Here is a 21,744-nt window from a genome sequence, read left to right on the forward strand (position 1 = left end):
GCGCGCCTCCGGCTAGCGGTTGGTCTCGAGGCGCTTGCCGAGCAGGCCCTGCGGCCTGGCGAGCAGCACGACCACCATCAGGACGTAGATGAACACCGATTCGAGAATCGGCACCCAGAGGATGCCGAAGGACTTCAGGATGCCGTAGATCAGCGCGCCCAGCGCCGTGCCGGCCATGCTGCCCAGGCCACCGAGCACGACGACGAGGAAGACCTCGATGATCACGTCGAAGTCCATCCCGGGATAGAGCGCGCCCATCGGCGCCAGCACCGCGCCGCCCAGCCCGCCGAGGAAGGCGCCGATCGCGAAAACGCCGGTGTAGAGCAGCCGCACGTTGATCCCCAGCGCGCTTACCATCTCGCGATCCTGCGTCGCGGCGCGCACGACGTTGCCGATGCGGGTATGGTTGAGCAGCAGATAAAGCCCGACGACGGTGAGCAGGCCGATCGGCAGCAGCACGAACATCTGGTAGCTGGGAAACAGCGCGCCGAAGACGTCGACCGTGCCCTCCAGCCCCGGCGGCCGCTTGACCGACTGGTTCTCGGCGCCCCAGATCAGCTTCACCGTATCGCCGAACATCAGCACCAGGCCGTAGGTCAGCAGCAGCTGGTAGAGCGGATCGGCCTTGTAGATCGGCCGCAGGAAGAGGATCTCGGTGCAGACGCCGAGGATCACCACGATGAAGGGCGCGATCAGCAGCGCCGGCCAGAAGCCGCCGAACTTGTAGCCGACCAACGTGAAGACGAAAAAGGCGCCGTACATGTAAAACGAGCCGTGCGCGAAGTTCAGCACGCCCAGCACGCCGAAGACCAGCGACAGCCCGGAGGCCACGAGATAGATGCCGGCGGCGATGAACAGGCCGTTGAGCAGCTGCACCAGCAGCACTTCGGCGGTGATGTTGGCCATCGCGGGGTTCCCCTGACTGAGCGATCTCTACCTTCCCCCGGAGGGGGAAGGTGGCAGCGCGTAGCGCTGACGGATGGGGGATGCTTCAACGACACCGGTGACCGGCTTCGACATCCCCCATCCGCCCTTCGGGCACCTTCCCCCTCCGGGGGAAGGTAGATCGGGGCCTACTTGGCCTTCTTCTTGTGCTCGTCGCGCGCCTTCATCACCTCTTCCTTGGTCGACAGCACGTCCTCGCCGTTGGCGCGCGTGATGTCCTTGAGGCGCTTGAACGGGTACTTGGGGTCGGCGACGGTGTAGCCGGTGTTGTACGGGAACGTCGCCTGGCCGTCGAAGTCGCGCACGGTGATGTCGCCCAGCAGCGTCTGGTACTGCGTCCCGCGCATCGCGGCGTTGACCTTGGCGCTGTCGGCCGAGCCGGCCTTCTTGATCGCCTCGGCCATGATATGGGTCGAGACATAGCCGATGATGTCGCCCGACTTCGGCAGGTAGCCGGCGCGCTTCTTGAACTCGGCGATGAACTTCTCGTTCTGCTCCTTCTTGACCGGCAGATAGTCGAAGGCATAGAGGAACGTCGCCATGATGCCGTTGGGCATCTCGGCGCCCAGCGGTTCGAGGATGTCGAGATCGCCGGCGCCGGTGGCGATGAACTGCGTCTTCTCGAAGAAGCCGTAGGCATTGGCCTGCTTGATGAAGGCGATCAGATCGCCGCCCCACAGCGAGGTGAACACCGCGTCGGGCTTGGCGTTGAGGATGGTCGTGATGTGCGCCGAGAAGTCGCGCTCGCCGAGCTTGGGCCACAGATCGCCCATCTTGCTGACGTCGGGCTTCTTCTTCTGCAGGAACGACCAGAAATCGGCGTTGACCCTGTGGCCCCACTCATAGTCAGGGCCGATGAAGTAGTAGCTCTTCCACTTGCCCTTGGCGGCGGCCAGCGCCGCGGTGCGGCCCAAGGTGACGCTGTTGGTGTTGAGCCGCACGACGTAGTCGTGGCCCTGCTCCTCGGTCAGCGCCGCGGTCTGGGCGATGGTGTCGACGAACAGCACCTTCGATTCCTTGGCGACCTCGGAGACGGCCAGCGCCACGCCCGAGCTGATCACGCCCATGACGAAATCGACCTGGTCGCGCGTCACCATGCGGCGGAATTCCTCCACCGCGATGCCCGGCTTCAGCTTGTCGTCGCGGATGACGTATTCGATCTTGCGTCCGCCGAGCAGGCCGCCGGCGGCGTTGATCTCCTCGGCGGCGATCTGATGGCCGATCACCGTGCCCTTGGTGTAGACGGCGGCCATGCCCGAGAGCGAGTAGAGCAGGCCGATCTTGATCGGCTTGGGCTCGGCGAATGCCGGGGCGCTGGCAAAGGCCAGCGCGGCGGCGGCGGTAAGGACTGTGGACACTACGCGTCTGCGCATCGTTGCCTCCCATTTGTTATTGGAAAAACAACTCGAAGCCACGCCAGCGTTACGCCGTAATCTGCTCAACTGTGTTCCGGTGAAGCGTCCTCCATGATCGGGCGTACGCGCGTCCGACCGTGCAATGCAGCCATGCGGGCACCATACCGACGCGCGGCGGCCAGAACAATAGCGACGGCCTTGCTCAGCGAAATCACCGCACCAGCGGCATGACCTCCGACGCAAAGCGCTGCAGGCGCTCGACGCTCTGCGCCGTGCTCTCGCTGCGGAAGTCGAAGATCAGCTCGTGCACGCCGATGGCGGCGAAGGCTCGGATGTCGCCGGCGATCTCGTCGGGCGTGCCCGAGAAGCTGCGCCGCGTGCCGTCGCGATCGGGCACCGCCGTGTCGTAGAGCGGCGCCTTGTAGGAGATCGTGAGCCTGGCAAAGTCGCGGCCCTCGGCCTCGGTCATCTGCCTGAGCGTCGCCAGATGCGTGCGCATCTCCTGTGGCGGCAGCGGCGAGGCGGCGATGGCGCCCACCGGATGCCAGCCGTCGCCGTACCGCGCGGTGCGCCTGAGCGCCGGGCGCGAATGGCCGCCAACCCAGATCGGCGGATGCGGCTTCTGCAGCGGGAACGGCTCGGCGCGGATGTCGCTGTAGCTGTAGAACGCTCCCTTGAAGCTGGCCGGCGACTGCGTCCACAACTGCTTGAAGATGGCGATCCACTCGTCGCTGACTGCGCCGCGGCGCTCGAAGTCCGGGCTGCCCAGCGCCTCGAACTCCTCCTTCAGCCAGCCGACGCCGACGCCCAGCGTGACGCGCCCGCCGGAGAGCACGTCGAGCGTCGCCACCATCTTCGCCGTCAGCACGGGGTTGCGGTAGGGCAGCACCAGCACCGAGGTCACCAGCCGCAGCCGCTCGGTCGCGCCGGCCACCACGCCGAGGATCGACAGCGCGTCCAGCGCGTCGCCGCCGCCGGGATGCCTGCGGTCGAGCGTGTAGGGATAGTCGGACTTGCTCTCGACCGGGAAGACGACGTGGTCGGCGATCATCGCCGAATGCAGACCCAGCCGCTCGCCCTCGCGCGCCAGCGACACGACACCCTCGCGCGTCGCCGTAGGTCCGCGGGTGGGCAGGTAAAAGCCGTAGCGCATCGTCGCTCTCCGGGTCGGGCGCCGACTGTGCCCCGAACGGGCTGCCGCCGCCACCGGCTCCGCGCCTCGCCGACAAACCCGGCGCGCCGGCGTCGAATACTTTTGACTCCCTCAGTTTGCTCCGCTTAGTTTGAGTCTTCTGCGGTGCAGTATCGCCCGACAAGAGGCGTCGCCCGCCAGACATGGGAGGCGTTCGATGAAAAAGTTGTTCATGGCAATGTTCGGTGCGGCCGTCATGGCGGCCGGCTCGCTCGCCGCGCAGCCGGCGCTGGCGCAGACAAAAGTGCTGAAGATGCAGGCGACATGGCCGGCATCGCTGACGCTTTACGACAACTTCACCTACTTTGCCGAGCGGGTCAGCAAGCTCTCGGGCGGCACGCTGAAGATCGAGACCATGCCGGCCGGCCAGGTGGTCCCGGCCTTCGAGGTGCTCGACGCCACGCACAAGAAGGTGCTCGACGGCGCGCATGCCTGGGCCGGCTACTGGACCGGCAAGAACAAGACCGCGATCCTGTTCACCGGTGGCCCCGGCGGCACGTTCGGCATGGACTACACCGACGTCATGGGCTGGATGTTCCATGGCGGCGGCTTCGAGCTCTACCAGGAGTTCTACCAGAAGGAGCTGAAGCTCAACCTCGTCGTGCTGCCGATCCTTCCGGCCGGGCCGCAGGCCTTCGGCTGGTTCAAGAGGCCGATCCAGACCGTCGAGGACATGAAGGGCATGAAGTGCCGCCAGACCGGCATCGCCGGCGAGGTCTGGCAGGCCCTGGGCTTCACCGTCGTCAACATGCCCGGCGGCGAGATCATCCCGTCGGCCCAGCGCGGCGTCATCGACTGCGCCGAGTGGGTGGGCGGCATCGAGGATCTCAGGCTCGGCTTCCACAACGTGTGGAAGTACCACTATTCGCCCGGCGTGCACGAGAACGTCACCATCGGCGAGCTGGTGATCAACGGTGACGTCTGGAAGGAGCTTTCGGCGACGCACCAGGAGATCATCAAGTCGGCGGCCAACGAGACCTTCCTGATCTGGTGGTCGAAGTGGCAGCTGCAGAACGCCGACGCGCTCAAGGAGATGCAGGAGAAGCACGGCGTGCAGATCCTGCGCACGCCCGTCGAGATCCTGCTGGCCTTCATCAAGAAGTGGGACGAGATCGCGGCCGCCGAAGCGGCGAAGAATCCCTTCTTCAAGAAGGTGCACGATTCCCAGAGGGAGTACGCCGCGAAGGTCGTGCCCTACAAGCGCTTCTACTTCCCGCCCTACTCGTTCATGGCGAACTACTACTTCCCCGAGAAGCGGTAGGCTGCAATCGATCGGGGGCGGCCGACCGGCCGCCCCCGCTCCCGTCGGGCCCGTGTGGCCGCGCCCGCTTGTGCGCGCCGCGCTGACCGGCTCGACGCCGGCGAGAAACCTGGAGTGCCCCACTTGACCGATGTCTCCGGCGGCAGGCCGTCGCCCGCGCTGGCGAGGACCATCCGCGTCATCGACAGGTTCACCGATCGCACCGGCATGGTGATCGCCTGGCTCACCGTGCCGATGGTGGGCGCCGTCACCTTCGAGGTCGTGTCGCGCTACGCCTTCAACTCGCCGACGATCTGGTCGTTCGACGTGACCTACATGCTCTACGGCACGATCTTCATGCTGGGGGCGGCGTTCGCGCTGCACAAGGGCGCGCACATCAGGACGGACTTCTTCTGGGAGCGGTTCTCGATCCGCAGGAAGGGCGTGATCGACACCATCTCCTACACGGTCTTCTTCTTTCCCAGCCTCGCCATGCTCTTTGTCATCAGCTGGAACGAGGCCGCCTACGCCCTGCAGATCAACGAGACATCCGATCAGACGCCGTGGCGGCCGATCCTGTGGCCGTTCAAGTTCGTGGTCCCGATCGCCTGCCTGCTGCTGATGATCCAGGGCGTCTCTGAGCTGCTGAAGAGCATCTACATGGCGCGCACCGGCGTCGAGCTCGAGCACAAGGACAAGATCGAAGTATGACGCCGGACGCCCTCCTCGGCCTGATCATGCTGGTGACGTTGATCGGCGCCATCTTCATCGGCGTGCCGATCTCCTTCACGCTCCTCTTCCTCGCCTTCACCTTCGGCTTCGCCGGGATGGGCAGCGTTGTGGTCGACCTGGCCTACTTCCAGACCATCGGCATGATGAAGGAGGAGCTGCTCGCGGCCGTGCCGCTGTTCATCTTCATGGGCTTCCTGACCGAGCAGGCGGGCCTGATGGAACGACTGTTCACGGCGTTCCGCATGCTGCTCGCGCCTCTGCGCGGCGCGCTGTTCCTGGTCGTCATCCTGACGGCGGCCGTCTTCGCCATGGCCACCGGCATCGTCGGCGCCGCGGTCACGGTGCTGGGCATCATGGCCTCGCCGGTCATGAACAAGGCGAACTACGACCCCCAGCTGGCGGCCGGCGCGATCACCGCCGGCGGCACGCTGGGCATCCTGATCCCGCCCAGCGTGATGCTGATCGTCATGGGGCCGGTGCTCGGCGTGTCGGTGGCCGATCTCTACGCGGCGGCCTTCGGCCCCGGCTTCCTGCTCGCCGCCGCCTACATCGTGTATCTGCTGGGCCGCAGCCTGATGAATCCGAAGCTCGGCCCGCCGGTGCCGGTCGAGGAGCGTGTGCACTCGATGCGCGTCATGCTGACCGAGGTCGTGCTCGGCACGGTGCCGCTCCTGCTGCTGATCACCTTCACTCTGGGCTCGATCCTCGCCGGTGTCGCGACGCCGACCGAGGCCGCCGGCGTCGGCGCCACCGGCGCGCTGGTGCTGACCATCGCCTACAGGCGCTTCAGCTGGGCGGGGCTCCAGCGGGCACTGGTCGCCACCATGACGACGTCGAGCATGGTGCTGCTGCTGGCGGTGACGTCCAACGTCTTCGGCGCCGTCTTCGCTCGCCTGGGCACGGCCAACTGGCTCACCGAGTCGCTGCTGGGAATGCAGCTGCCGCCCTCGATGATGCTGATCATGGTGCTGATCCTGATCTTCCTGCTCGGCTGGCCCTTCGAGTGGCCCGCCATCGTCCTCGTCTTCGTGCCGATCTTCTATCCCGTCGTGAAGGCGTTGGGCATCGACATGATCTGGTTCGGCGCCCTCGTGGCGGTGGTCCTGCAGACGGCCTTCCTGTCGCCGCCGGTGGCGATGTCGGCCTATTACCTCAAACAGGTGGTGAGGGACTGGAGTCTCGGGACCATCTACCGCGGCATGTTCCAGTTCATGATCATCCAGGTGATCTGCATCGGCCTCATCGTCGCCTTCCCGGGCATCGCCACGTGGCTGCCGAACCGCCTGCAGGAAGCCGCGCGCTCGCACGTCATTCCCGAGGAGCACCGCAAGATCCTCGAGCAGCAGAAATCGGCGCCGTCGCTGGAAGACGACGAATACTCGCGGCCGCGGCGCTAGGGCGGCATCCCGACGGCTGGCGGACCTCGGGGGAGAGGCTGGCGATGGGTCATGTCGCGGGCGCGCTGTGCGCCCTCCTCTTGACGGCGATCCTCGGCGCGGCGCAGGCGCAGCCCCTGCCCGACGGCGGCCCGCGCGTGGCGCTGGTCATCGGCAACAGCGCCTACCGCTCGATCGAGCGACTCGCCAACCCCGCCAACGACGCGCTGGCGATCGCCACGCGGCTCGAGGCGCTGGGCTTCGAGCTGGTCGGCGACGGCCCGCAGATGGATCTCGACAAGGCCGGCTTCGAGCGCGCGCTGGAGGGCTTCCGCAAGGCAAGCCGCCGCGCCGACGTCGCGCTGTTCTTCTACGCCGGCCACGGCGTGCAGATTGCCGGCGTCAACTGGCTGGTGCCGGTCTCGGCCGCGCCGCGCTTCGAGGCCGATGTCGCGCGCCAGATGATCAACGCCAACGACGTGCTGGCGCTGATGAAGGCGGCGCGCGCCAAGCTCAATGTCGTGATCCTCGATGCCTGCCGCGACAACCCGTTTCCGGTCGCGCCGGCCGGCTCGCCGACACCGACGCCGATCCAGTCGCCACGACCGGCGGGCAAGGCGTCGGCGAAGGCCAAGCCGCCGACGCGCGGCGCCGGCGGCGGGCTGGGCCGCATGGACGCGCCCGACAACACGCTGATCGCCTACGCCACCCAGCCGGGCAACGTCGCGCTCGACGGCAGCGGCGGCAACAGCCCCTACAGCAAGGCGCTCGCCGAGGCCATCGGCCTGCCGGGCCTGGAGATCCGCCAGGTGTTCAACGAGGTCGGCGTGCGGGTGCGGCGCGCGACCGGCGGCCAGCAGCAGCCCTGGCTGTCGGCCTCGCCGATCGACCGCGAGGTCCATCTCGTCGGCCGGCCCAGCAAGCTCGCGACGCAGCCGGCCAGCCCCGAGCTGATGTGGGCCGTCGGCACCTGGCAGGGACGCATCCTCGACTATCCCCGCGCCTGGGAGGCGCAGCGCTCCTGGGCCGCGGCGAGTATCGGCGGCCACCTGAAGTGCTTCTGGCAGATGCGCGGCGCGCCGCAGCAGCAGACCAGTTGCGCGATCACCTCGGACGAGGTCGTGGTCGCGACCGGCGGCGGCACGCCCAACGTGCGGCTGCGCCGCGCCGGCGAGAAGCTCACCGGCACCTACCTGCGATCGAGCTCGGAAACGACGTTCAAGATCGAGCTCGCCCGCGTCAGCGACACCGTCGTGCGCTGGCCGGACCTGTCGAGGCCGCAGCCGGCGAGCGACGGCAATCGCTGGGCCACCGGCGTCTGGACCGGGCAGATCCACGACTATGGCCGCAACAAGCGCGCCGGCCGCACGCTCAGGGTCGAGTCGACCGACGATGTCGTGCGCTGCTCGTGGCGCGACGCGGCGGCCGCCTTCGTGCCGATTCCGTGCGCGATCACCGACAGTGCCGTGACCCTGCGCACGCGCGGCGGCTCGGATATCGAGCTGGCGCGCTCGGGCGTCACCTTGTCGGGTACGATGCGCGTGCGCAGCACGGCCAAGACCTACCACCTGTCGCTGCGCAAGAGCCGGTAGAGCTGTGTCCGGTCGCCGCTGTCATCCCGAGCGCAGCAAGGGATCCAGGCTGCTTCCCTAGATCCCTCGCTGCGCTCGGGATGACAGGCAACACAACTCGCCCGGCCCGCCGAATCGTTTGACCTCGGCCGGTGTTTGCCTTAGAGGGCTGCCCCCCGTTCCGTCGCGACCACGGACTTCCCATGCAGCTTTCCGCCCGGCCGCGTGCGCTCGGCATCGATTTCGGCACGACCAACACCGTGATCGCCCTCGCCGCGGCGGACGGCTCGATCTCGACCTTGCGTCTGCCGACGCCGCGCGGCATGGCCACCGCCTTCCGCTCGGTGCTGAGCTTCCACGAAGGCGACAGGGGCCTGCCGGCCGCCGAGATCGGGCCATGGGCGATCGAGGATTTCCTGCGCCATCCGGCCGGCACCAGGCTGATCCAGTCGTTCAAGACCTACGCCGCGAGCGCCCGCTTCGACGGCACGCGCATCTTCGGCCGCACCTTCCAGTTCGAGGATCTCGTCGGCACCTACTTCCGCCACCTGTGGCAGCACGCATCGGGCGCGGTCCAACCGCACGGCCCGGGCACGATCGTCGGCCGGCCGGTGACCTTCGCCGGCGCCGATCCCGACGACGGCCTGGCCATGCGGCGCTACGCCCAGGCATTCGGGTCGCAGGCGAATTACGTCTACGAGCCGGTGGCGGCGGCCCTGTTCTTCGCCCGCGGCGTGGACGAGGAGGCGACAATCCTGGTCGGCGATTTCGGTGGCGGCACCAGCGACTTTTCGATCATGCGCTTCGAGCGCGAGGGCGGGCGCTTCCGCGCCGTGCCGCTGGCCCATGCCGGCGTCGCCTGCGCCGGCGATTCGTTCGACTACCAGATCATCAGCCACGCAATCTCGCCGCTGCTCGGCATGGGCGGCAGCTACGTCTCGAACGGCAAGACGCTGACCATCCCCAACCACTACTACGCGGCGCTCGCGCGCTGGAACCAGCTGGCGCTGATGAAATGGTCGAAGGACATGCGCGACCTGCGCGAGCTCGCCGGGCAGGCCGTCGAGCGCTCGGCGCTCGACCGCTTCGTCGAGCTGCTCGACAAAGACTACAGCTACGCCCTGTTCCGCGCCGTCTCCGCCGCCAAGGAGGCGCTGTCGAGCGAACCGGCGACCAGTTTCGCCTTCCGCGCCGGAACCATCGACATCGAGCGGCGCATCACGCGCGGCGATTTCGAGCGCTGGATCGCGGGCGAGCTGGCGCAGATCGGCCACACGGTCGATGACGCGCTGCGCCGAGCCGGGCTGGGCGATTGCGACATCGACAAGGTCTATCTGACGGGCGGCTCGTCCTTCGTGCCGGCGGTGCGGGCGATCTTCACCGATCGCTTCGGGCCGTTGAAGGTCCATCGTGGCAACGAGTTCGAATCCATCGCCCGCGGCCTCGCCCTGGTCGGCACGGAGCCCGATCCGGCGCAGTGGTACGCCGTGCCCGCCGCCCTCCACCCGGCCGACGCGGCACGCTAGGGCGCAGTCCGCACAAGCCTCGGCTGTCATTCCGAGCGCAGCGAGGAATCCACGGCCGGCCTGGATCCCTCGCTGCGCTCGGGATGACAGTGCGCCCAGTCGATCTCCTAGATCTGCTCCAGCTTGATCAGCGGCGTGTCCTCGCCGGCCTGGCGCAGGAACAGCATCGGCTTGCCCTCGGCGCTACGCTTGGTGCCGCCGTCGCCCATGACGCGCGCGCCACCGCGTTCCAGCCGCTCGCGCGCCGCCGCGATGTCCTCCACGCGGTAGCACACGTGATGGATGCCGCCGCCGGCCTCCCAGCCGAAGAAGCTGACCACCGTCGCGCCGGGGCCGTCGGGCTGCATCAGGCGCAGCCGCGAATAGCCGAGATCGACGAAGGCCGAGGAGAAGCCGTATTGCGCGTTGTGCTGCGTCGCCGTGACCTCGGCGAAGAACAGCGTGCGGTAACTCTCGATCGCCGCGGCGAGATCGTCGACCACCATGGCGATGTGGTCAAGCCGCCCGACCGGCTGGGTCGCGAATTCCATGTCGGTCTCCGGTTGCGCCGGAGAGAAAGATAATGGCGTTATCTATTCATGGCAACCAGGCTCGACCTCTCCTACCTCGAGGGCACGATCGGCTACGCGATCCGCCGCGCGCAGCTCAGCGTCACCGAGGACATCTACCGCGCCTTCGGCCGCCTCGACGTCACCACCGCGCAGTTCTCGGTCCTCGCGGTGGTCGCCGACAATCCCGGCTGTAGCCAGGCCGAGCTGGCGACGGCGCTGGGCGTCGAGCGGCCGCGCATGGTGCCGCTGATCGACCGGCTGGAGCGCCGCGGCCTGGTGCTGCGCGTCGCGCCCGCGCGCGACCGGCGGGTGCGGCAGATCGAGCTGACCAGGGACGGCCAGCGCATGCTGCGGACACTGAAGCGCCGCTTCGCGACGCACCAGCGGCGCATGCTGGGGCGCCTGGGCGAGGCCCGGGCCGAGGCCGTGCTGGCCATCCTGTGGCGCCTCGCCGGGCGCCGGTGAAGCACTCGGAAATCGTTGATTCTTTTGCCGAATCCGCCACTTTCATTGACAGGTCGGGCGGCGCCCGGCTAGAACCGCCGCGCATCCGTCGTGGTTGACGACCCTTGGGTCTTGGCGGTCCCTGCGGAGGGGTGGCCGAGCGGTCGAAGGCGGCGGTTTGCTAAACCGTTATAGGGCCTTAAAGCCTTATCGAGGGTTCGAATCCCTTCCCCTCCGCCACTTTTCCCGCGTTTTCAGTCGCTGACGACACCGGAAATCGCCCGCTGCGGCGAAGCAGGTCGTTCTCGGTTTTCCAGGGGACTTCGCAGTTCTCATGAACCTGACGGAGACTGGAGGTGGCGGCATGGACCGGGCCTCGACAAGACGATCATCCTGCGCCCCTCTCGTGCTTCGACGTGGTCGGCGCCGTGGGCGGTGTCTTCCAGTCCAGCATGGCTGCAGGCGCGTCAGTCGGCGCCAAGTACTGGCAGTTCGGCAATCGCGACGGCATGTCCATGCAGTATGCCGGCCCTTCGGTCGAGGCCAAGATCGCGGTGTCCATCGAGCCGCTCAACGTGGCGGGTGGTGCGCACTTTCCGTTCAGCCTGGAGTTCGACTACGTGCGCCTGCGGGAATTCGTCCATATGCGCGACACGCGGCCGGGCCAGAACTTCAGGTTCGCCCCAGGCAAATCCGAGGCGCGACGAGCGTCGGAAACCAGCAAGGGCCTGCGGCCTTTCGCCGTCCGCCATATTGGGCGCGCGCCGGTGGGCGAATTCGTCCGGCGCTTCCGGCGGCCCGCCTGCACACTGATCTGCGACACCAAGGGGCGCCTCGCGCACCTTGTGCACGAGGTCGACGACGTGACGGCCCGCATCGAGCGCCGGTCGTCCGTAGCCGATGACAGAACGACGAATGCCGCCGCCCCTTGATGGCATCACCCGGCCGGCACCATCCGTCAGCAGAAGGCGCCGGCCGGGCAGCAGATGCCAGACGTCAGGAGCCGGACCCGTTCGCGGTAGCCGGACCGATGAAGGCAGCCACTTCCGTGACCTTGCTGGCCGGGAACCCGCCCTCGCTGGCATGCCGCAGAACGACCTCGGCGCTCGGCGCCTCATGCACGCAGTAGATCTTGTCGCCGGCGACGTAGCTGGTGATCCACTTGTAGGGCACACCCAGACCCGCGACCACTTCGTTCGACTTGGCCGAGATCTCCTTGAGTTGCTGGGCGCTCAGCTTGTCGGCCCCGGGAATCTCTCGTTCGATGACATAGGTCGGCATGGCGTCGCGCCCTTCTGTTAGTATGGATTGCAGGTTCCGAGCTGCACGCCCGGAAACTGGCTGGCCGTGCGAACCCTGCTCGCTTCAGCCTCAGCCATGCCGCACAGGATCGGCCGAAGCGGCCAGGATGACCATGATCGAGACACCGGAATTCCTGATCGAAACCCCGGACGTTTCGCCAGAACGCAACAGGGCCGCACTGCTGGCGGATGTGCTCTCGCGCGTCAGGCTCGACGGCGCGATGTTCCTTCGCGGCGAGTATTCGGCGGGGTGGACGTTCGATTCGCCGGAGTCGCGCGATCTGGTCGAGATGCTTGCTCCCGGCGCGCAGCGGCTGATCCTCTTTCACATCGTCCGGCAAGGGCACGCGTGGGTCAGCGCAGGCAGTTCGCGAATCGAGCTTGAACCGGGCGACGTCGCCGTGCTGCCGCACGCCGACCGACACTTGATGGGCAGCACTTCTGAGGCAGCAGAGCCCATTCCGATTGCGGAGCTCCTGCCTCCGCCGCCCTGGATCGGCGTGCCGACCTGCCGGTTCGACGGCGGAGGCGAGCAGACGGAGGTCATCTGCGGCTACCTGAAGTGCGATGATCTGCTGTTCAATTCCTTCATACGCCGCTTGCCGGCGGTCTTTCGTGTTCGCCCGCCGGCGGGACCGACGGCGGACCTGGTAAGGGCGTGCGTCAACTACGCGGTCGACGAGCGCGCGCATTCGCGACACGGGGGCGCGCCCCTGACCGCACGCATGGCGGAGCTGCTGCTCACCGAGGCGCTGAGGCTCCATAGCGAGGACGACACCAGCGACGCCGGCTGGCTCGCAGCGATCAACGATCCGGTGGTCAGCCGGGCGCTCGCCCTGCTCCATGCCGAGCCGGCCCGACCCTGGACAGTGGAGGAGCTTGCGCGGCAAGCCGCTGCGTCACGCTCGGTGCTCGATGAAAGATTCCGCACACGGCTTGGCCAGTCGCCGATGCGCTACCTCGCGGAATGGCGCATCCAGCTGGCCGCCGACCTGATGAGGGACGGCGCGATGAAACTGGCGGCTGTTGCCCAGACGGTCGGCTATGGATCAGAGGAAGCGTTCAGCCGCGCCTTCCAGAGACATCTCGGCACCGCCCCCGCTCAGTGGCGCAGGCGCGAAGGAAGATGAGACCAGGCCGATCGCACGCCACTTGTCCGGGACGTGATTCTACTGCCGATCACGCAGCGAGCTGAGCAGGCCGCCCGCGCGCAGGTCGCGTCCCTCGCAGTGGCGCGCCTTCTCGGCGGCGCTCGCGCCGAGCTTCTCGGCCATGATGGCGCAGGCGAGGCGGGTCGCCACTACCGGCTCCGTCCCGGGATGCAGCCGGGCGTCGTACAGGGTCTCGATCATCAGATGGTCGATCTTCGAGGGGCGGGTCAGCTGCGTCTGGCTGTAGCTCAGCACGCTCAGCGCCGCGTGCGCGTGGGACCGCAAGCCGAAGGCATGCATCGTCTCGTGGTTGATGCAGCGCGTGATGCGACTCTCGTTGGCGAGGTTGACGGTGATCTCGGCGCGGCGCATCGCGCCCTCGGTCCAGCTCACGGCGGCCCGACAGGACGATCCCGACACATTGCCGACGTCGCCCGCGCTGGGCCGGAACAGCATGTTGGCGCGATCGTCGCTGAAGGCCACCCGCTCCACCGGAACCCGTGCGGTTCGCGCCACCTCGCGGACCGCGGCCTCGATCTCGGGCGCAACGGAACGCATGCCGGAGTATCCGGCGATGGCGAGATAGATCCGGTCGGTCCAGCGCGCGGTGCGGGCCGGGCGGCCATCGTTGATCCGCAGGGCGGCGGCGTCGAAGGCGCTCGCCGCCTGCTCGAGCGTGACGCGTTCCTCTTCGGCGGAATCCACATCGCGCCCAAGAGCCGTTGTCGAAAAACAAAGCAACACAACCGGGGCGCAAAGAATTCGCCGAGCAAACGACATGTGGAAACTCATCCTGATTCTTTGGGTCAAACCGGCCTGCCCGCGGCGCGCCCGCAGGTGGTGGCAGGAAGCCGGGCATGTGGGGCGGGATCAAGGCGTATGTCGAAGATATCCACGGAGGACTGGCACCATTCTGTGACGGGCACCGCCCTGCCGAATTCCGCATCCAGGGTGCGCGACGCACTGGATGGCGGCTGCGGGCCACATCGCCAGCGGAGATTGATCGGCGTCAAGGCGAGGCGCCGGCGCGCCGCCTACAAAACCGTTGCCGCCCTATCGGCCGGTGGCGAGGTCGCGACCATGAACGCCCGGATTCTCTCGCTCATCCTGTGCGGCGCCACACCCACGCCGGCTGGCGACTGCTGCCAGGTCATGCCGCTGCGCGTCGGCGTCAGCCGCGATGTGTGCCACGCCGAGCTCGCGAAGTGGCGCCAGCATGCGTCGCGTCCGCGACTGGAATGCACCGAGGATCCGGCCCTGGTCGAAGCCGACGACGACGAGGCCGTCATCCTCGACGATGGCGAGGACGCCGGCCTCTGATCGCGCGTACCGGTGGCGATGCCATCCGCGTTCAGAACGCCGCGCAAACCGCGGCCTCCGACTGCAGCACCGACTCCTGCCGAAAGCGCTGCCTGTAGGCGGCCTTGATCGCCTCGACATTCGCCGCCGCGGCGGCGGCGTCGGGCACGATGATGGAGAGCCGCTTGCTGCGCTCGCGCGCGATGGTGCCGGTGCGCGTGCTCTTCCACTGGCCGTGCACGTCGAGCACCGACAGACCGTCGGGAAAGCGCGGCGTGACCACCTCGTCGAGGAAGCGGCGCCACTGCGCGTCGCTCACCTCGCCACCGCCGCCGGGGATGTAGCGGCCGAAATACAGATCGACCTGGGTCATCGCCTTGAGCGGCGCGCGACATGCCGGCGCCGTCGGCGCACCGGACGGCGCCGCCGCGCAACCGCCGAGCGCGAAGGTCAGCAGCGCGGCGATCGCGCCGCCGCGTATCACGCCGGCACCGCCATCCCCTTCTTCACCGCCGGGCGCGCGCCCATCGTGTCGTACCAGCGCTTGACGTTGGGATAGGCCGCCAGATCGATGCGGTGCCATTCGTGGCGCGCCGCCCACGGGTAGATCGCGAAATCGGCCACGCCGTAGTCGGCGCCACCGCACCACTCATTGTCGGCCAGGCGCTTGTCGAGCACGCCGTAGAGCCGAGCCGTCTCCTCGGTGAAGCGCTTGATCGCGTAGGGCACCTGCTCGGACGCGAAGCGCACGAAATGGTGCGTCTGGCCGAGGATCGGGCCGAAGCCGCCCATCTGCCACATCAGCCACTGGATGTGGTCGAAGCGCCTGGCGCGGTCGGCGGGCAGGAACCGGTTGGTCTTGTCGGCGAGGTACAGCAGGATCGCGCCGGTCTCGAAGCAGCTGTAGGGCCCGCCCGGCCCGTCGGGATCGAGAATCGCCGGGATCTTGTTGTTGGGGCTGAGCCTCAGGAAGTCGGGCTTGAACTGCTCGTTCTTGGTGATGTCGACCTTGTGCACGGTGTACGGCAGGCCGCACTCCTCGAGCATGATCGAGACCTTGCGCCCGTTGGGCGTCGACCAGGTGTAGAGGTCGATCATCTGGCGTTTCCCCGCGAAGTCGTTCGAACGATGCGCGACCCTAGAGCAAACGTCGGGCGAATAGAACCTCTGTCATTCCGAGCGCAGCGAGGGATCCTGAGCCCCGTCTGGATCCCTCGCTGCGCTCGGGATGACAGGGCGTGTCAACGACAAGGCGGATCGCCGTCGGCGGTGCGGCGCACGAAGGGCGTGGGCGAGTCGGAGAGCGATTCGAGGAAGGCCACGAGGTCGTCGCTTTCGCGCGGGCTGAGCTTCAGCGGCACCAGGATGCGCTCGCCGTCGGCGTGCAGGCGATCCTCGTCGAGCTCCGAGTAATGGCGCACCACGTCGTGCAGGGTGGCGTGCGAGCCGGCGTGCATGTAGGGCGCGGTGCGTGCGACGTTGCGCAAAGGCGGCACCGCGAACTCGCCGAAATTGCGGTGCTGCGGCTCGACGTGGCGCGTGCGCGTGGTGCCGTCGCCCTGGCGCTCGTCGCTGTGCGGACCCAGGCGCGTATAGGGGCTGGCGCGCAGCTGGGCGATGCCGCCGTGGCGGCCGGGATCGACGCGGCCGGGTGCGATGAAGAACGGCACGCCGGTGTCGGCGAACTCGCCGTTGCTGAAGGTCGGGCCGAAATGGCAGAGGCTGCAATTGCCCTTGCCGATGAAGATCTTCAGCCCGCGCCTGGCCGCATCGGGATAGGCCGCCTGCGCCGCCGCATCGCCGCGCAGCACGGCATCGCGATAGGCGTCGAACGGCGTGCGGCCGCTGACCAGCGTCTCCTGGAAGGCTGCCAGCGCCTTGCCGGTGGCGACCAGGACCTGCTCGTCGTCCATCAATGCCGGCGCGGTGCCGAACACCTTTTCGTAGCGGCAGGCGAGATCGGCGTCGGCGCGCACGCGCGCGGCGATCTGCCCGGGCGAGGACGTCATCTCGCGCGGATCGATCATCGGCCGCAGGCTCTGGCTCCACAGGCTGTCATGCGCGCCGTCCCAGCCCAGCCAGCGCCGCTCGCCGACATTCCACAGGCTGGGCGTGTTGCGATCGACGACGTCCCGGCCGACGCCGCGGCGGAAGCCGTCGGCCCAGTCGCGCTGCGGCAGGTGGCACCAGTCGCAAGCCATGTTGCCGCCGCCGCTCAGCCGGCGGTCGAAGAACAGCCGCTCGCCCAGCAGCGCCGCATCGTCGCGGCCGGAGACCCGGTTGGAGGCGTCAGGCTGCGTCTGCGGCGGCCATGGGCCGAAGCGCAGGATGGCGCGGCGCTCGGCCGGGCTCCATTCGTCGGTGTCGGCGTAGGCCAGCAGCAGCGGCAGGCAGGCGCCCAGCATCGCCAGCAGGATCTGCCAGCCTCGGCGCATCATTCGACCGTCAGGTCGTGGGTCAGCCGTTCGGTGATGCCGCCGGCGCGCACGTCGAAGATCAGGCGCCATTTGCCCGGCATGTGGAACAGCATGCCCTCGGCGAGGAAGCGCTCGCCGGGCCCGTCGATCACGCTGGGCCGGTAGTTCATGCCGTGGCGATGCTCGGGCATGACGGCATCGACGGCGATGCCCTCGACCGCCTCGGCGCCCGGCCGGGCGCAGACCGACAGCACCAGCGCGAAGGGCTCGGCGACGGCGATCGGATCGGGCCGCGTGCTCCAGGCGATGCGGTAGCGCGCCGAATCGACGATCTGCCGCGGCGCGCCCAGCGACGGCGGATCGCAGGCGATCGCCGGCGACGACGCCAGCACCAAGAGCAGGAATGCCTTTGGGAGCGCCGGCGTCCCGCCAGCCTTCTTCCAGAAGCCGGCGGGACGCCGGCGCTCCCGGGTATTCATCCGCCCGCCGACATCATGCCGCCGAACACGCTCTCGCCGTTGCGCCAGGCGATGCGCTCGGCGATCTCCCTGGGCAGATCGGCGAGCCAGGCGCGCGACCAGTTGGCGTGCTCGACGACGTAGTGCCAGCGCTCCGGCGTGAAGGTGTCGGTGCCGACCATGAAGCGGTCGGGGAACTCGCTGAACGCCGCGCGCCAGCCGGCATCGACCTTGCCGCCCGAGCCCTGGTCGCTGCGGAAGGCGAGATCGCACCACAGGTTCCTGTGCCGGCGCAGCACGGCCACGACATCCGCGGGCGGGATGAAGCCGGAATGCGCCCACAGCACGCGCGCGTTCGCATCCTGCCGGAACAGCCGCTCGACGCAATCGGCGTCGGAATGGGCGTGCAGGAAGATCTTGTGCCGCTTCGCCAGCTCGACGATGCGGCGCGGGATCGGCAGGTCGGCATCGGCGCCGTAGAGATGGAACTCGCCGATGGCGACGTACTTGTAGCGGGCGATGCGCTCCTCGACGTACTTCAGCGCGCCCTCGTCCCTGTACCAGGTCGACAGCTCGCCGCGCCGGCGATAGGGCCGCAGCTGCGGCAGGATCAGGTCGGGCGCCAGCGCGTAGAGCTTCTGCGTGCCCGCGTCGTCCGAGCTCGACACCATGCCGCGCTTCAGCCCGGCCTTGCGCAAGAGCGCGATGGCGTCGGCCGGCGGCAGCACCTCGACCGCGTCGTGGCTGTAGTGCAGATGCGCATCGAAGATCGGCAGCACGTCGGCGGCACGCGCCGCCAGGGGCGTGAGCGCGGCCGCACCGAGAAGACGGCTCACCGTGCGTCGTGAGAGGATCATGGGCCCTCCGCGGCTGCGAACGCGCGCAGTGTAGCCCAGGCGCGCGCATGCCCGCCAGCCGGCCGGCTTCCGCGCTCGACGCGCATCGAGGTGTCGCCGTTTTCCCCGGGAGAGAACTGGATTAACTTGCGGGACACGACCTGCGAACGAGGACAAGGGAGAGCGTGAGATGAAGCGCAGCACCGGCAAAGCCCCGCCGATCGACATCGGCATCAGCGCCAAGGCGCGCGACGAGATCGCCAAGGGCCTCTCGGCGCTGCTCGCCGACAGCTACACGCTCTATCTGATGACGCACAATTTCCACTGGAACGTCACCGGGCCCGACTTCAACAGCCTGCACCTGATGTTCATGACCCAGTACACCGAGCAGTGGAACGCGCTCGACCTGATCGCCGAGCGCATCCGCGCGCTCGGGCATCACGCGCCGGGCACCTACAAGGAATTCGTGCGCCTCGCCTCGATCAAGGAGGTCGAGGGCTCGCCGCGCTCGACCGACATGGTCCGTCACCTGGTCGCCGCGCAGGAGGCCACCGCGCGCACCGCGCGCCGGCTGTTGCCGGTGGTCGAGGCCGCCAACGATCAGCCGACCACCGACCTCCTCACGCAGCGCCTCGACGTGCACGAGAAGACCGCGTGGATGCTGCGCAGCCTGCTGGAGGAGTAGGCGCGCCGGCGCCACGCGGCGTGTGCCGTTGAGCACCATCCGGACGGGTTGAGTCATGGCTGTCATCCCGAGCGAATGCGAGGGATCTACGGCCCGCCTGGATCCCTCGCTGCGCTCGGGATGACGGAAAGCTCAACCTGTCCGCGTGATGCTCGGGTTGATGATCGCCTGATCGCTTGCTGATTGTCTTCGGGCCGCGCCGCTCCTGGCTGGGGCGCGCCCAATGAAAAGCCCCGCCGGCTGGCGCCGGCGGGGCATCATCCGATCACGAAACGATCAGGTGACCGCGATCGGCGCGCCGTTGGAGCCGGTCGCGCCCTTGATCGGCGCCGGCGTGAAGATGTAGACGAACTGGTACTTCTTGTCGGCGATCAGCCCCTCGAAGTTCAGGTTCTCGTGGTTGAAGATGCCGTGCTTGGTGATCAGCTCGCCGTGCACCGGGAAGGCCAGGTTCTTGTCGGGGTTGGGCACGACCTCGACCGCCCAGCAGTCGCCGCCGGTCAGGCAGACGTTCTTGTCGATGCACCACTTGCCGACCTCGAGCCCGATGCCGGGTTCGCCGTTGTTGTACTTGTCGTTGTTCTTCATCCACAGCTTGCCCCAGCCGGTGTTGAAGAACACCGCGTCGCCTTCCTTGATGTCGGCTTCCTGCATGCCCTGCTTCTGCAGCGCCGCGCGCAGGTCGGCGACCTTGATCTCCTCGCCGGCCTCCATCATCTTGCCCTTCACCGCCTCGATGTCGAACAGATGCCCGCGGGTGAAGAACGGCTTCACGTGCTCCATGCCGAGCTTCTTCATGCCGTAGCCGCTGGCCATCTCGAATTCGGTGACGCCGTTGTAGTAGCGCATGTCGTTCATGTCGCCATCCTTGCCCATCTGGATGCCGATATGGGCGAGGCCGTCGAACTGCGTGCCGGTCTGGCCGATCTCGGTGGCCAGGAACTCGTCGTGGTAGATCAGCTTGTTGGCGCCGAACGGGCCGCCGGTGGGCGTGCCGGGAATGCGCAGGGTGAAGGCGCGCTCGCCGAACTTGGGCATCGCCGATTCGTAGACCCGGCCCATGTTGTAGATCTTGCCGTCCTTGATCAGCTTGGCGGCGTCGAGCACCTTGGCCGGCGTGATCCAGTTCGAGCCGCCGGCCTGGTCGTCCTTGCCCCACTTGGGATGCGGCCACCACGGCTTGTCGCTGAGCGCCACCGCGGCCGCCTTCGTCGGTTGCGCCTGCGCCGCCTGCGCCATCAGCGTGCCGGCCACGGCCACGCCGCCCAGCACGCCGGCGCCAGTGAGGAAGCTGCGACGCTCCGGACTATCGGGCTCGCTGCCTGCGGCCTTCAACTCGTCCTGCTGCTCCAGGTATTTTGAGTCCATGTGTTCCTCCGTTGCCGGCCCCGCGTGTCCCCGCAGTGGCACCGCGCAAACGCTGCGACGAGTTGAACGAACAGTCAACGGAACAACGCGTGAAGGTTACAGTATAACATCTGGCCTTCCTGCACGTGGCGCGTCGTCTTCCCGAGGCTTGACCCTCACCGCAAAGCGACGGAGCGTGCGCGCATGAGCCTCTTCGACCCCGATCGTTCCGCGCAGCGCATGCCGGTGGCGCTGATCACCGGCTTCCTCGGCAGCGGCAAGACCACGCTGCTCAACAGGGTGCTGCAGGATGCGCGCATGGCGCGTTCGCTGGTGCTGGTCAACGAGTTCGGCGAGGTCGGGCTGGATCACCTCTTCGTGCAGTCGGTCGACGGCGAGATGGTGCTGCTGCAATCGGGCTGCGTGTGCTGCACCATCAAGGGTGATCTGGAGAAGACACTGCGCGACATCGCCCGCAAGCGCGCGAGCGAGGAGCTGCCGCCCTTCGACCGCGTGCTGATCGAGACCACGGGGCTGGCCGATCCCGCACCGATCGTGGCCCTGATGCTGAACAACCCGGGCACGGCCCACGACTATCGGCTCGACGCCATCGTCACCACGGTCGACCTGGTGAATGGCGCGCGCCAGCTCGACGCGCAGGTCGAGGCGGTCAAGCAGGTCGCCGTCGCCGACCGCCTGCTGTTGACCAAGGGCGACCTCGCCGACGCCGGCACGCGCGGCGCGCTCGACACGCGCATCGCCGCGCTGAACCCCGGCGCGCGCCGCCACGAGGTCTCGCATGGCGCCATCGACCCGGCCTTGCTGTTCGATGCCGGGCCATTCGATCCGCAGGGCAAGACCGAGCGCGTGCGCGACTGGCTGGCGGCCGAGGCGCACGAACACGGGCATGGGCACGGGCATCATCACCACCACCACGACTCCAGCCGCCACGACGCGCATGTCGGCAGCTTCTGCCTGACCTTCGAGGCGCCGCTCGACTGGGACGCCTTCCACCGCTGGCTCGCCGCGGTGCGCGCCAACTGGGCCGACCGCCTGCTGCGCGTGAAGGGCGTGCTCAACGTGGTCGGCGAGAGCCAGCCGCTGGTGATCCACGGCGTGCACAACACCTTCCACCCGCCGACGACGCTCGCGGCCTGGCCCGACGACGACCGCCGCTCGCGCATCGTCTTCATCACCCGCGACCTGTCACGCGAGGCGGTCGAGGCGAGCTGGCAGCAGATGAAGGAGATGGCGTGACGGCGAGCGCGCTTGAAGACTGACAGCTAACGTATGTTCAACAGCTCGGCAATTTGTTGAA

At 67.9% G+C, this 21,744-nt stretch carries 23 protein-coding genes and 1 tRNA gene; 12 read left to right on the forward strand and 12 right to left on the reverse strand.

Going from position 1 to position 21,744, the window contains the following annotated elements:
- Positions 1-12: 12 nt before the first annotated feature.
- The 3 genes from KF889_19170 to KF889_19180 all read right to left on the reverse strand — a co-directional run bounded on the left by KF889_19170 (position 13) and on the right by KF889_19180 (position 3,453).
- Positions 13-906 carry a branched-chain amino acid ABC transporter permease gene (locus KF889_19170; GenBank protein ID MBX3501568.1) on the reverse strand — a complete coding sequence of 298 codons (894 nt, stop codon included), beginning with the start codon at positions 904-906 and terminating at the stop codon, positions 13-15.
- Positions 907-1,073: 167 nt separating this feature from the next.
- Positions 1,074-2,318, reverse strand: coding sequence for an ABC transporter substrate-binding protein (locus KF889_19175; protein ID MBX3501569.1), 1,245 nt, complete (start codon positions 2,316-2,318; stop codon positions 1,074-1,076).
- 193 nt (positions 2,319-2,511) lie between these two features.
- A complete protein-coding gene (locus KF889_19180) occupies positions 2,512-3,453 on the reverse strand; it encodes an LLM class F420-dependent oxidoreductase (protein ID MBX3501570.1) in 942 nt (313 codons plus the stop codon).
- A gap of 196 nt (positions 3,454-3,649) precedes the next feature.
- On the opposite strand from KF889_19180, the gene KF889_19185 reads away from it, so the two are divergent.
- The 5 genes from KF889_19185 (at position 3,650) to KF889_19205 (ending at position 9,937) form a co-directional block, all read left to right on the forward strand.
- Positions 3,650-4,753: a TRAP transporter substrate-binding protein gene (locus tag KF889_19185; GenBank protein ID MBX3501571.1), complete on the forward strand. Its 1,104-nt coding sequence runs from the start codon at positions 3,650-3,652 to the stop codon at positions 4,751-4,753.
- 123 nt (positions 4,754-4,876) lie between these two features.
- Positions 4,877-5,443: a TRAP transporter small permease subunit gene (locus tag KF889_19190; GenBank protein ID MBX3501572.1), complete on the forward strand. Its 567-nt coding sequence runs from the start codon at positions 4,877-4,879 to the stop codon at positions 5,441-5,443.
- Positions 5,440-6,861, forward strand: a complete 1,422-nt coding sequence (locus KF889_19195) for a TRAP transporter large permease subunit (GenBank protein ID MBX3501573.1) — start codon at positions 5,440-5,442, stop codon at positions 6,859-6,861. The genes KF889_19190 and KF889_19195 overlap by 4 nt, the downstream gene beginning before the upstream one ends.
- A 44-nt stretch (positions 6,862-6,905) precedes the next feature.
- Complete coding sequence (locus KF889_19200) at positions 6,906-8,432, forward strand: caspase family protein (protein MBX3501574.1); 1,527 nt, start codon at positions 6,906-6,908, stop codon at positions 8,430-8,432.
- Between the two features lie 182 nt (positions 8,433-8,614).
- Positions 8,615-9,937, forward strand: a complete 1,323-nt coding sequence (locus tag KF889_19205) for an Hsp70 family protein (GenBank protein MBX3501575.1) — start codon at positions 8,615-8,617, stop codon at positions 9,935-9,937.
- A gap of 107 nt (positions 9,938-10,044) precedes the next feature.
- On the opposite strand, the gene KF889_19210 is transcribed toward KF889_19205, so the two are convergent.
- Positions 10,045-10,467 (reverse strand): VOC family protein, encoded by a 423-nt coding sequence (locus tag KF889_19210; GenBank protein ID MBX3501576.1) that lies wholly within the window; start codon positions 10,465-10,467, stop codon positions 10,045-10,047.
- A gap of 48 nt (positions 10,468-10,515) precedes the next feature.
- Here KF889_19210 and KF889_19215 point away from each other — a divergent pair, with 48 nt between their 5' ends.
- The 3 genes from KF889_19215 to KF889_19225 all read left to right on the forward strand — a co-directional run bounded on the left by KF889_19215 (position 10,516) and on the right by KF889_19225 (position 11,864).
- Positions 10,516-10,953 carry a MarR family transcriptional regulator gene (locus KF889_19215; GenBank protein MBX3501577.1) on the forward strand — a complete coding sequence of 146 codons (438 nt, stop codon included), beginning with the start codon at positions 10,516-10,518 and terminating at the stop codon, positions 10,951-10,953.
- 125 nt (positions 10,954-11,078) lie between these two features.
- Positions 11,079-11,172: transfer RNA gene (locus KF889_19220), tRNA-Ser, on the forward strand.
- A gap of 116 nt (positions 11,173-11,288) precedes the next feature.
- Positions 11,289-11,864, forward strand: coding sequence for a hypothetical protein (locus tag KF889_19225; protein MBX3501578.1), 576 nt, complete (start codon positions 11,289-11,291; stop codon positions 11,862-11,864).
- A 64-nt stretch (positions 11,865-11,928) separates the two neighbouring features.
- Here KF889_19225 and KF889_19230 read toward each other — a convergent pair whose 3' ends face one another.
- Positions 11,929-12,213, reverse strand: a complete 285-nt coding sequence (locus tag KF889_19230; GenBank protein MBX3501579.1) for a DUF4242 domain-containing protein — start codon at positions 12,211-12,213, stop codon at positions 11,929-11,931.
- Positions 12,214-12,346: 133 nt separating this feature from the next.
- On the opposite strand from KF889_19230, the gene KF889_19235 reads away from it, so the two are divergent.
- Positions 12,347-13,363 (forward strand): AraC family transcriptional regulator, encoded by a 1,017-nt coding sequence (locus KF889_19235; protein ID MBX3501580.1) that lies wholly within the window; start codon positions 12,347-12,349, stop codon positions 13,361-13,363.
- A 39-nt stretch (positions 13,364-13,402) separates the two neighbouring features.
- On the opposite strand, the gene KF889_19240 is transcribed toward KF889_19235, so the two are convergent.
- Positions 13,403-14,176, reverse strand: a complete 774-nt coding sequence (locus KF889_19240) for a hypothetical protein (GenBank protein ID MBX3501581.1) — start codon at positions 14,174-14,176, stop codon at positions 13,403-13,405.
- 123 nt (positions 14,177-14,299) lie between these two features.
- Here KF889_19240 and KF889_19245 point away from each other — a divergent pair, with 123 nt between their 5' ends.
- A complete protein-coding gene (locus tag KF889_19245; GenBank protein MBX3501582.1) occupies positions 14,300-14,704 on the forward strand; it encodes a hypothetical protein in 405 nt (134 codons plus the stop codon).
- A gap of 31 nt (positions 14,705-14,735) precedes the next feature.
- Here KF889_19245 and KF889_19250 read toward each other — a convergent pair whose 3' ends face one another.
- From KF889_19250 to KF889_19270, 5 genes are all read right to left on the reverse strand, one after another.
- Positions 14,736-15,167, reverse strand: coding sequence for a DUF3574 domain-containing protein (locus KF889_19250; protein ID MBX3501583.1), 432 nt, complete (start codon positions 15,165-15,167; stop codon positions 14,736-14,738).
- Positions 15,164-15,781 (reverse strand): glutathione S-transferase N-terminal domain-containing protein, encoded by a 618-nt coding sequence (locus KF889_19255; GenBank protein ID MBX3501584.1) that lies wholly within the window; start codon positions 15,779-15,781, stop codon positions 15,164-15,166. The genes KF889_19250 and KF889_19255 overlap by 4 nt, the downstream gene beginning before the upstream one ends.
- A gap of 143 nt (positions 15,782-15,924) precedes the next feature.
- Positions 15,925-17,121, reverse strand: a complete 1,197-nt coding sequence (locus KF889_19260; GenBank protein ID MBX3501585.1) for a hypothetical protein — start codon at positions 17,119-17,121, stop codon at positions 15,925-15,927.
- The gene (locus tag KF889_19265) at positions 17,118-17,579 is read right to left on the reverse strand and encodes a hypothetical protein (GenBank protein MBX3501586.1); all 462 of its coding nucleotides are present in this window, start codon (positions 17,577-17,579) and stop codon (positions 17,118-17,120) included. The genes KF889_19260 and KF889_19265 overlap by 4 nt, the downstream gene beginning before the upstream one ends.
- Positions 17,576-18,415, reverse strand: a complete 840-nt coding sequence (locus KF889_19270; protein ID MBX3501587.1) for an amidohydrolase — start codon at positions 18,413-18,415, stop codon at positions 17,576-17,578. Before KF889_19270 ends, KF889_19265 begins: the two co-directional genes overlap by 4 nt.
- Before the next feature lie 169 nt (positions 18,416-18,584).
- Here KF889_19270 and KF889_19275 point away from each other — a divergent pair, with 169 nt between their 5' ends.
- A complete protein-coding gene (locus KF889_19275) occupies positions 18,585-19,079 on the forward strand; it encodes a DNA starvation/stationary phase protection protein (protein ID MBX3501588.1) in 495 nt (164 codons plus the stop codon).
- 276 nt (positions 19,080-19,355) lie between these two features.
- Here the strand turns inward: KF889_19275 and KF889_19280 are convergent, their stop codons facing one another.
- Positions 19,356-20,447 (reverse strand): cyclase family protein, encoded by a 1,092-nt coding sequence (locus tag KF889_19280; GenBank protein ID MBX3501589.1) that lies wholly within the window; start codon positions 20,445-20,447, stop codon positions 19,356-19,358.
- 183 nt (positions 20,448-20,630) lie between these two features.
- Between KF889_19280 and KF889_19285 the strand changes: the two genes are divergently transcribed.
- Entirely contained in the window at positions 20,631-21,683 is a 1,053-nt protein-coding gene (locus tag KF889_19285; protein MBX3501590.1) for a GTP-binding protein, read from the forward strand.
- The last annotated feature ends 61 nt before the right edge of the window (positions 21,684-21,744 follow it).

The organism is Alphaproteobacteria bacterium, from assembly GCA_019635875.1.
Taxonomy (GTDB): Bacteria; Pseudomonadota; Alphaproteobacteria; order Reyranellales; family Reyranellaceae; genus JAFAZJ01.

Bases quoted from the DNA above. Each gene is read 5' to 3' on its own strand.
- KF889_19285 (MBX3501590.1), top strand. From the start codon at position 20,631: ATGAGCCTCTTCGACCCCGATCGTTCCGCGCAGCGCATGCCGGTGGCG.
- KF889_19175 (MBX3501569.1), bottom strand. From the start codon at position 2,318: ATGCGCAGACGCGTAGTGTCCACAGTCCTTACCGCCGCCGCCGCGCTG.
- KF889_19240 (MBX3501581.1), bottom strand. From the start codon at position 14,176: ATGAGTTTCCACATGTCGTTTGCTCGGCGAATTCTTTGCGCCCCGGTT.
- KF889_19255 (MBX3501584.1), bottom strand. From the start codon at position 15,781: ATGATCGACCTCTACACCTGGTCGACGCCCAACGGGCGCAAGGTCTCG.
- KF889_19215 (MBX3501577.1), top strand. From the start codon at position 10,516: ATGGCAACCAGGCTCGACCTCTCCTACCTCGAGGGCACGATCGGCTAC.
- KF889_19170 (MBX3501568.1), bottom strand. From the start codon at position 906: ATGGCCAACATCACCGCCGAAGTGCTGCTGGTGCAGCTGCTCAACGGC.
- KF889_19180 (MBX3501570.1), bottom strand. From the start codon at position 3,453: ATGCGCTACGGCTTTTACCTGCCCACCCGCGGACCTACGGCGACGCGC.
- KF889_19270 (MBX3501587.1), bottom strand. From the start codon at position 18,415: ATGATCCTCTCACGACGCACGGTGAGCCGTCTTCTCGGTGCGGCCGCG.
- KF889_19195 (MBX3501573.1), top strand. From the start codon at position 5,440: ATGACGCCGGACGCCCTCCTCGGCCTGATCATGCTGGTGACGTTGATC.
- KF889_19185 (MBX3501571.1), top strand. From the start codon at position 3,650: ATGAAAAAGTTGTTCATGGCAATGTTCGGTGCGGCCGTCATGGCGGCC.
- KF889_19275 (MBX3501588.1), top strand. From the start codon at position 18,585: ATGAAGCGCAGCACCGGCAAAGCCCCGCCGATCGACATCGGCATCAGC.
- KF889_19265 (MBX3501586.1), bottom strand. From the start codon at position 17,579: ATGAATACCCGGGAGCGCCGGCGTCCCGCCGGCTTCTGGAAGAAGGCT.
- KF889_19210 (MBX3501576.1), bottom strand. From the start codon at position 10,467: ATGGAATTCGCGACCCAGCCGGTCGGGCGGCTTGACCACATCGCCATG.
- KF889_19280 (MBX3501589.1), bottom strand. From the start codon at position 20,447: ATGGACTCAAAATACCTGGAGCAGCAGGACGAGTTGAAGGCCGCAGGC.
- KF889_19200 (MBX3501574.1), top strand. From the start codon at position 6,906: ATGGGTCATGTCGCGGGCGCGCTGTGCGCCCTCCTCTTGACGGCGATC.
- KF889_19230 (MBX3501579.1), bottom strand. From the start codon at position 12,213: ATGCCGACCTATGTCATCGAACGAGAGATTCCCGGGGCCGACAAGCTG.
- KF889_19205 (MBX3501575.1), top strand. From the start codon at position 8,615: ATGCAGCTTTCCGCCCGGCCGCGTGCGCTCGGCATCGATTTCGGCACG.
- KF889_19235 (MBX3501580.1), top strand. From the start codon at position 12,347: ATGATCGAGACACCGGAATTCCTGATCGAAACCCCGGACGTTTCGCCA.
- KF889_19260 (MBX3501585.1), bottom strand. From the start codon at position 17,121: ATGATGCGCCGAGGCTGGCAGATCCTGCTGGCGATGCTGGGCGCCTGC.